Origin of the sequence: Sphingobium sp. CCH11-B1, assembly GCF_001556865.1 — a bacterium.
GTDB lineage: Bacteria > Pseudomonadota > Alphaproteobacteria > Sphingomonadales > Sphingomonadaceae > Sphingobium.
Map to the genome: position 1 here is coordinate 15,641 of NZ_LSJY01000033.1, position 11,820 is coordinate 27,460.

The window sequence follows — 11,820 nt, forward strand, 5'->3', positions numbered from 1 at the left end:
TATTTTCATGAATCGTATCCTCGCGGCCATGCTGGCCGCAGCGTCTTGCGCCACGATGGCGCAGGCGCAGGTCGGACCGTCCGCGCCTGTTGCGCAGGATGCGCCGGTCTACACGCTTGACCAAGCGGTCAGTGCAGCGGGCGGTTCGGCCCCTGCTGCGGAAGCGGCGACAGCTGGAATCGACGCGGCCCGTGCAGGTCGCACAGTCGCCGGCTTGCGGCCCAATCCGGTGGTTCAAGGCCAATTCGAGAATGTCATCGGCTCCGGGCCGTATCGGGGGGTCCGCAGCGCGGAAACCACGGTCGGCTTTGCGATCCCGATCGAGCTAGGCGGCAAGCGCGGCGCCCGCGTCGCGGTCGCCAATGCGCAATTGTCCCGGGCCGAGATCCAGGCCGCGATCATCGCGGCGGATGTCCGGCTTCAGGTAACGCAGCTCTATGTCGAAGCGGTCGCGGCCGATCGCCGGGTAATGACAGCCCGCGATCAGGCCCGGATCGCCAGCGATGCGCTGCGGGCCGCGAGCGTTCGCGTGCAGGCAGGGCGGGCATCGCCACTCGAGCAACAGCGCGCGGATGTCGCGCGTATCAATGCCGACGCCAATGTGGAGCGGCAGCTTCGCTTGGCCGAGGCGGCCCGCGCCAATCTGGCGCGTCGGATCGGACGGCCGATCGACGGCCTGCTCGATGACACGCTGCTCGATCGCCTTCCCGATGTGAACGTCTATGGGCCGTTGGCACCGGTCAACACGACCGGCACACTCGCGCTGGCGGCAGCCAACGCGGATTTCTCCATTGCCGAAGCCGGCGTGCGGCTCGCGCGCGCCAATCGCGTGCCTGACCTGAACGTCGGGCCGTCGATCCGCCGCCTGGAAGCGACCAACGACATGGCGGCGGTGTTCAGCGTGTCGATCCCGATCCCGGTGTTTAACAATGGTCGCGCCGCGATTGCGCAGGCGACCGCGCAGCGGACCCAGGCGGATGCGCAGCGCCGCGTGACCGCGCTCGACATCGAACAGGCGATCACGGACGCGCAGGCGCAGGCGGCCAATGCCGCAACGACGGCTCGTGCGGCGTCGGGGCCGGCGCTGGCGGCTGCACAGGAGGCCGCCCGCATCGCGCGGATCGGCTATCGCGAGGGCAAGTTCGGCCAGCTCGAATTGCTCGATGCTGAACGCACGCTCGCCGAAACGCGGGTCGCCGCGATCGACGCGCTTGCCAATTACCAGAATGCCCGCGCGCAAGTGGAGCGACTGACCGCTCGTGCGCCCAATGGGGGGAATCAGTGATGAAGAGCTTTTATCTCGCGGGCGCGGCGTCGCTCGCCCTGCTCTTGGCTGCCTGCGGCGGCAAGGATGGCGGAAACGAGGCAACTGCCGAAGGCGCAGCTGCCAATGAGACGGCAGCGGGCACGGAAAAGGGCGGTGCTGAAGGCGGTCATGCCGGTGAAGGCGTCGTCACATTGGGTGCCGACCAGATCGCCACAGCGGGCGTCCAGGTCGGACGGCCGATCATCGGCGGGGCCGGGACGATCGAGCTGCCCGCGATCATCGAGGGCGACCCACAGGGAACGCAGGTCGTCTCGGCCGCAATTGCGGGACGCGTGGTCGCGCTCACCCGTAACCTCGGCCAATCGGTCGGACGCGGCCAGACCATTGCGGTCATCGAAAGCCGCGAGGCGGCGCAGATCAAGGGCGAGGTCGAGGCGGCGCGGGCGCGGCTTCAGCTCGCTAATTCGAACCTCGCGCGCGAACAGCGGCTGTTCGCGCAGAGAGTCTCCCCTGAACAGGATCTGATCGCCGCCCGCACAGCGGCGACGGAGGCGCGGATCGCCCTGACGCAGGCGCAGAGCATGGTTTCGGCGGCGGGTGTCGGCGGCGGCGGGCTCAACCGGCTCGGCATTGCCGCGCCGATCTCGGGCCAGATCATTGCGCGCCCCGTGACGCTGGGACAAACGGTCGCGGCGGATGCCGAACTCTATCGCATCGCCAACCTGAGCCAGGTGTCGATCGCGCTTAATCTCAAGCCCGAGGATGCGGGCCGGGTGCGTCCCGGCAATACGGTGCTGGTGAAGGCGGCAGGCCGTCAGGCGACCGCCCGCGTGACCTTCGTGTCGCCGGCGCTTGATCCGCAGACGCGGCTCGTGCCTGCGCTCGCCACCCTCGACAATCGCGGTGGCGAATGGCGGGTCGGCGAGCCTGTGACGGCAGCCGTGCAGCTCACGGGCAGCGGCGGGAGCGGGGCGGTCCGCGTGCCGACGACGGCGGTCCAGAGTTTCGAGGGCAAGTCGGTCGTGTTCGTGCGCACGCCCACCGGCTTCAAGGCGACCCCGGTCCAGCTCGGCGATGCGTCGGGCGACACGGTGATCGTCCGGTCGGGCCTGACCGGCAACGAACAGATCGCCACCACCGGAAGTTTCACGCTCAAGGCCGAGATCGGCAAGGGCGAAGCGAGCCACGAGGATTAAGCCATGATCGCCCGTATCGTAACCTGGGCGGTCGAGAAGCGCTGGCTAGTCCTGCTCCTCACCGTCATCGTCGCCGCCATCGGCGCCTTTTCCCTCTACCGGCTACCGATCGACGCGGTGCCGGACATCACCAACAATCAGGTCCAGATCAACGTCCGCGCGCCTGCCCTCTCGCCCGAGCTGGTCGAGAAGCAGGTGTCGTTTCCAATCGAAACCGCGCTCGCCGGCACCCCCGGCCTGGAATATACGCGCTCGTTGAGCCGCAACGGCTTCGCGCAGATCACGGCGGTCTTTTCGGACGCGACGGACATCTATTTCGCCCGCCAGCAGGTGGGCGAGCGTCTGCGGGGCGTGCAAGAGAATCTGCCCGACGGCGTGAACCCTGAAATGGGTCCGATCGCGACAGGCCTGGGCGAGGTGTACATGTACACCGTTCGTCTCGATCATCGCGAGGACGACAAGCACAAGCCCGGTGAACCGGGCCAACAGCCCGATGGCAGCTACATCACGCCAGAGGGCGAGCGACTGACGACCGAAGAGGACAAGGCGACCTACCTGCGCACCGCGCAGGACTGGATCGTGACGCCGCTTCTGAAGACCACACCGGGCCTCGCCGGTGTCGACTCGATTGGCGGTTACGCCAAGCAGTTCCTCGTCGTGCCCGACGTGCAGAAGCTGGCCTCGCTCGGCATCACGCTGACGGACCTGGGAAATGCGCTGGAGCGCAATAACACCAGCGTCGGCGGTGGCTTCGTCAATCGCAATGGCGAAGGTCTGGCTGTTCGCTCGGATGCGCTCGTTCGCAATGCCAGCGAGTTGGCCAGGACCGTGATCGCGACACGTAACGGCGTGCCGATCACGGTCGAACAAGTTGCGACTGTGAAGACGGGTCAGGCGATCCGCATGGGTTCGGCATCGGAGAACGGTACCGAAGTCGTCGTCGGCACGGCGATCATGCGGATCGGCGAGAACAGCCGCATCGTGTCGACCGCGGTCGCTGAGAAACTGAAGACGATCAACGCTTCGCTGCCTCCTGACGTCGTAATTCAGCCGGTGCTGAACCGCACCGAGCTGGTCAATTCGACGATCAAGACGGTCGCGAAAAACCTGTCCGAAGGCGCGGTGCTGGTCATCGTCGTGCTCTTCCTGCTGCTCGGCAACTTCCGTGCGGCCCTGATCGCGGCGTTGGTCATCCCGATCACCATGATGCTGACAGGCTTTGGTATGCTGCGCGCTGGGGTCTCGGCCAATCTGATGAGCCTTGGGGCTTTGGACTTCGGTCTGATCGTCGACGGCGCCGTCATCATTGTCGAAAACGCGCTGCGCCGGCTTGCCGAGCAACAGCATCATGAAGGCCGATTGCTCAGCGTCAAGGAACGGCTCGCGACCGTGGCAGCCGCTGCGCGTGAGATGATCCGTCCCTCTGTGTACGGGCAGGCAATCATCATCCTCGTCTACGTACCGCTGCTCACGCTGACCGGCGTGGAGGGTAAAACGTTCGGACCGATGGCGCTGACCGTCATCATCGCGCTCGCCTTCGCCTTCATCCTCTCTCTCACCTTCGTGCCGGCGATGATTGCGATCTGGCTGTCGAAGAAGGTCGAGGAGAAGGACGGCCGCATCATCACGTGGCTGAAGAAGCGCTACGAACCCGGTCTCGACCGGGCCATGAAGCGCCCGACGCTGACGATCGGTGCGGGTGTGGGAAGCCTTGTGGTGGCGGCGCTTGCTTTCACTACGCTCGGCTCGGTGTTCCTGCCGCAGCTCGACGAAGGCGATTTGCTGATCCAGTCGCTCCGCATTCCGGCAACGTCGGTCCAGCAGAGCCAGGCGATGCAGGTGCCGATCGAGCGGATGATGTCGAAGCAGCCGGAGGTGCAATTCGTCTATTCCAAGACGGGCACCGCCGAGCTGGCGGCCGACCCGATGCCGCCGAACGCGACCGACATGTTCGTCATCCTGAAGCCGCGCAAGGATTGGCCGGATCCTGAGCTTCCCAAGGAGGAGCTGGTCAGCCGGATCGAGGGTAATCTCGCGAAGATTCCGGGAAATGCCTACGAGATCACCCAGCCCATCCAGATGCGCTTCAACGAGCTGATCGCCGGCGTGCGCGGCGACATCGCGGTGAAGGTGTTCGGGGACGACTTCAACCAGATGAACCGGACGGCCGAGCAAATCGCGGCGGTGCTGCGCAGAACGCAAGGCGCAGCGGACGTGAAGGTGGAGCAGACGACCGGTCTTCCCATGCTCGACATTCGCGTCAACCGCGACGCGATGGCGCGGTTGGGCGTTACGGCTCAGGATGTGCAGGACACCGTGACTGCGACGATCGGCGGGCGAACATCGGGCCAGATCTTCGAGGGCGACCGTCGCTTCCCCGTGGTGATCCGCCTGTCGGAGGCGCAGCGTGCCGACATCGGCCTGCTCCAACAGGTGCAGGTGCCGGTGGCAGGCGGCGGCTATGTACCGCTGTCCAGCGTCGCCGAGATCAAGGTGGTCGATGGTCCGAACCAGATCAGCCGCGAGAACGGCAAGCGGCGCGTGGTGGTGCAAGCCAACGTGCGTGGCCGCGACGTCGGATCCGTCGTGGCGGATGCGCAGGCGGCGATCGGCAGCCAACTCCGGCTGCCTGCCGGCACCTATCTCGAATGGGGCGGCCAGTTCGAGAACCTCCAATCGGCAAGCGAACGGCTGAAGCTGGTCATTCCGGCTTGCTTCATCTTGATCCTGCTGCTCCTCTACGGGGCGTTGGGATCGGTCCGCGACGCCGCGATCGTGTTCACCGGCGTGCCTTTCGCGCTGGTGGGCGGCGTCCTGTTGCTGTTCCTGCGGGGCATGGACTTCTCGATCTCGGCGGCAGTGGGCTTCATCGCCCTCTCGGGCATCGCGGTCCTCAACGGCCTCGTCATGGTCAGCTCGATCCAAGATCTGATCCGATCAGGGATGAGCCGCGAGGAAGCCGCGCATGTTGGCGCGATGCAGCGTCTGCGACCCGTCATCATGACCGCGCTAGTCGCCAGCCTCGGCTTCGTGCCGATGGCGCTGGGCGAAGGCGCCGGCGCAGAGGTTCAAAAGCCTTTGGCGACGGTCGTCATCGGCGGTCTGATCTCGGCGACGCTTCTTACGCTGTTCGTGCTGCCGACACTCTATGCCCGGTTCGGGCAGAAAGTGATCGAGAAACCCGAGCACTACAATGAGGAGCATGAAGGGGACGACCACGGTCAGACCTTCGTGAACAACTTGGCCTGATGGATGGGCGGGGCGATCCGCGATCGCCCCGCCCATCTCTGGGAGATGGGGATATGCCTCGCACCATAACCAGCTCGATGCTTCACGGCGGGCCACTGCGCATCTGGTCGGCACTCACCGATCCGGATCATCGCCGGGCGTGGAGTCCGCTCGTATTTCTCGATGATCCGTCCCGGCTCGGCGACACAGAATGCACCTTTGCGATCCAGGGCATCACCCGGCCAATTCGGACGCCAGCACGGATTGATCGATTCGATAAACCGCACGCCTTCGCTTGGTCCTGCGGCATCCCCTATCTGTTCACGCTCGAAGAGCGGTACGAGCTGGCGGGGGACGATGGCGGCACCAGGCTAACGCATAGCTGCACGCTGCGCGGGGCGCTCTCCCTGCCGTTCGCGGCGATGATGTTGCGCCGCCTGCGATCCCTGATGGTCGAATCTGACGATCGCCTCGCAACCTATCTCCGCTGGCGGGTAGGTCAGCCTGCCCGGGCTATCAATCGTCAGCGCGTCCCCTTCCGCTACAGGAGGAAGGCGCGATGATGATGCACTGTAAGCGGGTGCTGCCCGCCGTCATCCTCGTTGTCGGGCTCGCGGCGTGCTCGGAAAGAAAGCCGCCAGCCCCGCCAACGGAGCAGCAGATCCATTCGTCCGACAGCGCCGTGGCGACCGGGGAAATGGGGCGGCATAGATATCGCTGTTCCGACGGGGAACCGCTGTTCGTCGATTACAAGGACAACGGCCTGCAGATCGATTTGCGGCGCTCCAACGGGGGACCGCCGATGATGCTGACCGCGCCAGCGCAGGGCCTGCAATATGTCGGCGAAACAGCCACCGCGACCTTCAAGGGGTCGCAGCTCACCATCGTGGAAGGCGATGGCCGTACCCGGATCTGCGAGCAGGAAGGCACGCGATGAACTGCCCTGCCTTCGAACGCCACAGGGCGCTTCGTCGGAAGAGACCGATGTCTGACACGTCGATTTCAAATGTGACAACCTTGTGCGGCCTGAATCGGGCCGGTCTGGCGATCGCGCGCCTCGGCGTCGTTCTCGTCTCCGGGGCGGTTATAGGGGCGTGTAATCCAGCGCCGACCCAGCCTACCGAGCCGGCGCATGAAAAGCATCTGACGTCGAAACTAATCGCGCAGCGCATCATGTACTGCGACGACGGCACACGCGCCGATGTCGACTTCATCGATGACGGCTTGAAAATGGCCGTCACCTGGCTGCCGAAGGGCAGGACCGAGATCCTGCGCGCGCAGCGAACCGGTGACGAGTTTCGCGGCGACCATTCGCGGGCTGTCGTGGCGGGCGGATCGATCGCGTTCACGCGACGCGGGAAGATCCGCGTCTGCCACCGAACCCCGGAGGAGTCCTAGGAAATGCAGGCACTGCTCTATACGCTTGCGCCTGTGCTGGCGGTCGTGCTCGGCGCGATTGTCGCGAGCCGCACCAAGTTGAAACCTGGCCTCGTGGCGGGCCTACAGCATCTCGCTAAATCCTGCCGCAGGTCAAGCATGAGGCATCGCCCAGCGCGACGTTGATCGGCGGGGCGGCGGGCGTCGCGACCATGCTGGGGCTCAAGGCTCTTGAGGCCCGCTTCAAGGGGCCGATGGCGCTACTCGCCGCGATCGGCATCGACATTCTGGTCGACGGCCTGGTGCTCGGCCTCGCTTTCGTGGCGGGCGAGAAGGCAGGTCTCCTGCTGACGATCGCGCTCACTCTGGAAGTGTTATTTCTGGGACTGACGCTGACCGACGAGCTGGCGGAAACCTATCGCTCGCGCTTGCGCATCATCGTGATCGTCTCGGCATTGGCCCTGCTGCTGCCGATCGGCGCGCTCGCTGCCGTGCCGGTCGCCGCGCTGTCGCCGGTGATGATCGCCGGCTTCCTCAGCTTCGGGCTGATGGCGCTGCTCTACCTCGTCACGGAGGAGTTGCTGGTCGAGGCGCACGAGAAACCCGACACCCCGCTCATCAGCTCGATGTTTTTCGTCGGCTTCCTGGCCCTGCTGACACTTGAGGAGATGATGGGATGATCCCGGGCAACGACAACAATGGCGGGCAGGAGCGCCGCACACTGTGGATCGTCCTGCTGCTGAACGCGGCGATCGCTGCGGGCTTCTTCGTTTCCGGCTTCTTCGCGGACTCGAGCGCGCTGATCGCCAACGGCGTCGACAACCTGTCCGATACGGCTGTGTATGCGCTGAGCCTTGTGGCGCTCACCCGGGGCCAGACATGGAAGACACGCGCCGCGGTCGCTTCGGGCGTCATGCTGCTGATCTTCGCGGGCGGCATCTTGATCGATGTCGGACGGCGCTACGTGCAGGGCAGCGAGCCCATCGGACCTACCATGATGGTCATGTCCGCGATCGCCGGCGTCGTGAATTACCTCTGCCTGCGGCTGCTCCAGCGCCTCAAGGATCCGGACGTCAATCTCCGGGCCGCAACCACCTTCAGCTTCAACGACTTCATTTCCAACGGCGGCATCCTGATCGCCGGCGTGCTGGTGCTGTGGTTGGGTACCAATTGGCCGGACCTGCTGGTCGGCTTCGCCACCGCCATCATCGCCATCAAGGGCGGTGTCGAAATCCTGCGCGACGCGCGCGCCGAAACCAAGAAAAGCGAAAGGAGGTCGTCATGAACGACAAGCTCGAACTCGACATTCCAGTGTTGTTGCCGGACCTTCCTGACGCGGCCGATGCCTGCCTGGACCGTCTCGTATCAACCCTGTCAAAGCGCGAAGGTGTCGAGCGGGCGCATGTGATCTGTCTCGACGGCAACACGCCAGCGGCGCTGTGCATCCATTTCGATGCCGCCAAGCTGCCGCTGCCACGGTTGCGCGAAATGGTGCGCGCCGCAGGTGCCGAAATCACCGAGCGCTACGGCCATGCGATCTGGCAGGTGACGGGGATCAACCACGAACGTCGGGCGCGCACGGTCAGCGATGCGCTGTGCGCCTTGCCCGGCGTGGTCCAGGCAAGCGCCAGCACCAGCGGGTCTGTCCGGGTCGAATATGATCGCCGCGAAACCACCGAAGAGGAGGTGCGCGCTGCGCTTCGCAAGCTGAAGGTGAGGGTGGGCAAGCGGGTCGCTGCCGATGAACATGCCGGCCACGACCACGGCCCCGGGGGCCACGGCGCGGGCGAAGAGAAGCACGGCCCCGGCGATGGCCACGACCATAGCCACGCCGAATTTCTCGGCCCCAATACCGAGCTGATCTTCGCGCTCGCCTGTGGCGCGCTGCTGGGGATCGGCTACGCGATCGAGAGGCTGGTCGCTGGCGCGCCCGAATGGCTGCCGACCGCCTGCTATATCGCAGCCTATTTCTTCGGCGGATTCTTCACGCTGCGCGAGGCGATCGACAACCTCCGGATGAAGAAGTTCGAGATCGACACGCTGATGTTGGTCGCTGCGGCCGGCGCCGCTGCGCTGGGCGCATGGGCCGAAGGTGCGCTGCTGCTGTTCCTGTTCAGCCTCGGCCATGCGCTTGAGCATTATGCAATGGGCCGCGCCAAGAAGGCGATCGAGGCGCTGGCGAAGCTCGCGCCCGAAACCGCGACCGTGCGACGCGGCGGGCAGACCAGCGAAATCCCGGTCGAGCAGATGGTCGTCGGGGACATTGCCATCGTCCGCCCGAACGAGCGCCTGCCTGCCGACGGCTTCGTCATCAAGGGCACCAGCGCGATCAACCAGGCCCCGGTCACGGGTGAAAGCATCCCGGTCGACAAGGTGCCGGTCGCAGATGCCGCAGCGGCACGCGCCAAGCCCGATGCAGTCGACGCGGAAAGCCGGGTTTTTGCTGGTACGATCAACGGCGGCGGCGCGATCGAGATCGAGGTGACACGCCGTTCCAATGAAAGCGCGCTTGCCAAGGTCGTGAAGATGGTGAGCGAAGCGGAGACGCAGAAGTCGCCGACGCAGCGCTTCACCGACCGGTTCGAACGGATCTTCGTGCCCGCCGTCCTGGTCCTGTCAGTGCTCCTGCTGTTCGCATGGGTGGTCGTCGACGAGCCGTTCCGCGACAGCTTCTATCGCGCGATGGCGGTGCTGGTGGCGGCAAGCCCGTGCGCGCTCGCGATCGCAACGCCGAGCGCGGTCCTGTCGGGCGTTGCCCGTGCAGCGCGGGGCGGCGTGCTCGTGAAGGGCGGTGCACCGCTCGAAAACCTCGGGTCGCTCAAAGCGATCGCTTTCGACAAGACGGGCACGCTGACCGAAGGTCGTCCGCGCATCACTGATGTCGTGCCCGTCGATGGCGCCGATGAAGGCGAGTTGCTGGCGCTGGCTGTCGCCGTCGAAGCGTTGAGCGACCATCCCCTGGCCCAAGCGATCGTCAAGGACGGCCGCGAACGTCTGAACGATCGTGCCGTGCCGACTGCCGGCGACCTCAAGAGCCTGACCGGTCGGGGCGTCACCGCGAGCGTGGATGGCGAGACGGTGTGGATCGGCAAGGCCGAGATGTTCGGAAGTGAGGGCATTCCGGCGCTGGGGCAGGGCGCGCAGGACGCAATCGCGAAGCTGCGCGAGAACGGCCGCACGACAATGGTGGTCCGCAAGGGGGACCGCGACCTGGGCGCGATCGGCCTGATGGACACGCCTCGCGAAGCTGCCAAGACCGCGTTGCGTCGGCTGCACGAGATGGGCGTGTCGCGGATGATAATGATCTCCGGCGATCACCAGAAAGTCGCCGAAGCGATCGCCGACGAAGTCGGGATCGACGAAGCGTGGGGCGACCTCATGCCCGAAGACAAGGTTGCCGCGATCAAGAAGCTCGCCGGCGAAGACAAGGTCGCGATGGTGGGCGACGGCGTGAACGATGCGCCGGCGATGGCAAGCGCCACGGTCGGCATCGCGATGGGCGCGGCGGGGTCGGACGTTGCGCTGGAGACAGCCGACGTGGCGCTGATGGCCGACGATCTGGCGCACCTGCCATTCGCAGTCGGTCTTAGCCGCCATACCCGTGGAATCATCCGGCAGAACGTCTTCGTCAGCCTGGGTGTCGTCGCCTTCCTGGTGCCTGCTACCATCCTCGGCCTCGGCATTGGGCCAGCGGTGGCGGTTCATGAGGGATCGACGCTGCTCGTCGTCATCAATGCGCTCAGGCTGCTCGCCTACCGCGATCCGGCAGGGAAGGCGGCATGAAGTGGCTGATCGCCTTCGACCTCGACGGCACGCTTGCCGAGAGCAAGCGGCCGTTATCGGAGGATATGGCCGCAATCCTCGCCCGATTGCTCGCCATCACGGATGTGGCGGTGATCTCGGGCGGGGACTGGCCGCAGTTCGAAAAGCAGATCGCCTCGCGCCTTCCTGCCGGCGTCGCGCTCGACCGTCTCTGGTTGATGCCGACCACAGGCACGAAACTCTATCGGTTCATCAATGGCGCTTGGCGCGCGGTCTATGCCGAACTGTTCGACGACGCGGAGAAGGCGAAGATCCGCACGGCCTTCGATCAGGCGCTGACCGATGCCGGTCTCGCCGACGAACGTATCTGGGGCGAACGGATCGAGGACCGGGGCAGCCAGATCACCTTTTCGGGCCTGGGGCAGGCAGCGCCGCTGAAGGAAAAGGAAGCGTGGGATCCTGACCGAAAGAAGAGGACCGCGTTGCAGGCCACGTTGCGCGCGAAGCTGCCGGAGCTCTCGATCAATCTCGGTGGCACGACATCGATCGACGTGACCAGAGCAGGGATCGACAAGGGCTATGGCCTGAAGCGCCTGAGTGCCGAGAGCGGTGTCCCGCTCGACGGGATGCTGTTCATTGGGGATGCGATATTCCCCGGTGGGAATGACTATCCCGCTGCTGAAATCGGCCTCGACACAGTGAGGGTGCGCGACGTCGCGGAAACCACCGCCGTCGTGACCGCCATCATCGCGTGTCTGCACCGATAGGATCAAGATACATGGTCGGCTCCATCGCGGAATGCCGCATTGTCAAAGCTCTGGCTTCTGTCGCTTAGGGCAGCGCTTCCTAAAACGAAAAGAAGGCAATGTGCGCGTCTCCGCGAACAAAGCCTCCAGCGATCAATCTAAGAGATTCCGCCGCGCTTCTCAATCGTAGGGGGCGTTTGCGGGAGGGGGCGGAATCCTACGCTAAGGATTTGGGCCAGCGATA

The 11,820-nt window shown here is 65.2% G+C and carries 9 protein-coding genes and 1 pseudogene; all 10 read left to right on the forward strand.

Annotated elements, in window-relative coordinates:
• The first annotated feature begins 7 nt into the window (after positions 1-7).
• The 10 genes and pseudogenes from AX724_RS04795 to AX724_RS04840 all read left to right on the forward strand — a co-directional run bounded on the left by AX724_RS04795 (position 8) and on the right by AX724_RS04840 (position 11,597).
• Positions 8-1,285, forward strand: a complete 1,278-nt coding sequence (locus tag AX724_RS04795; RefSeq protein ID WP_066521572.1) for a TolC family protein — start codon at positions 8-10, stop codon at positions 1,283-1,285.
• Positions 1,285-2,463, forward strand: a complete 1,179-nt coding sequence (locus AX724_RS04800; RefSeq protein ID WP_004212877.1) for an efflux RND transporter periplasmic adaptor subunit — start codon at positions 1,285-1,287, stop codon at positions 2,461-2,463. The genes AX724_RS04795 and AX724_RS04800 overlap by 1 nt, the downstream gene beginning before the upstream one ends.
• 3 nt (positions 2,464-2,466) lie before the next feature.
• Positions 2,467-5,712 (forward strand): efflux RND transporter permease subunit, encoded by a 3,246-nt coding sequence (locus AX724_RS04805; RefSeq protein WP_004212878.1) that lies wholly within the window; start codon positions 2,467-2,469, stop codon positions 5,710-5,712.
• A gap of 53 nt (positions 5,713-5,765) precedes the next feature.
• Positions 5,766-6,254 (forward strand): SRPBCC domain-containing protein, encoded by a 489-nt coding sequence (locus tag AX724_RS04810; RefSeq protein ID WP_004212879.1) that lies wholly within the window; start codon positions 5,766-5,768, stop codon positions 6,252-6,254.
• The gene (locus AX724_RS04815; RefSeq protein WP_009824022.1) at positions 6,251-6,628 is read left to right on the forward strand and encodes a hypothetical protein; all 378 of its coding nucleotides are present in this window, start codon (positions 6,251-6,253) and stop codon (positions 6,626-6,628) included. Before AX724_RS04810 ends, AX724_RS04815 begins: the two co-directional genes overlap by 4 nt.
• A 47-nt stretch (positions 6,629-6,675) precedes the next feature.
• Entirely contained in the window at positions 6,676-7,089 is a 414-nt protein-coding gene (locus AX724_RS04820; RefSeq protein ID WP_004212881.1) for a hypothetical protein, read from the forward strand.
• Positions 7,090-7,092: 3 nt separating this feature from the next.
• Positions 7,093-7,748 (forward strand): annotated as a pseudogene (locus tag AX724_RS04825) (ZIP family metal transporter).
• Positions 7,745-8,353 (forward strand): cation transporter, encoded by a 609-nt coding sequence (locus AX724_RS04830; protein WP_004212885.1) that lies wholly within the window; start codon positions 7,745-7,747, stop codon positions 8,351-8,353. The pseudogene AX724_RS04825 and the gene AX724_RS04830 overlap by 4 nt, the downstream one beginning before the upstream one ends.
• Entirely contained in the window at positions 8,350-10,851 is a 2,502-nt protein-coding gene (locus AX724_RS04835; RefSeq protein ID WP_004212886.1) for a heavy metal translocating P-type ATPase, read from the forward strand. Before AX724_RS04830 ends, AX724_RS04835 begins: the two co-directional genes overlap by 4 nt.
• A complete protein-coding gene (locus AX724_RS04840) occupies positions 10,848-11,597 on the forward strand; it encodes an HAD-IIB family hydrolase (protein WP_004212890.1) in 750 nt (249 codons plus the stop codon). The genes AX724_RS04835 and AX724_RS04840 overlap by 4 nt, the downstream gene beginning before the upstream one ends.
• The last annotated feature ends 223 nt before the right edge of the window (positions 11,598-11,820 follow it).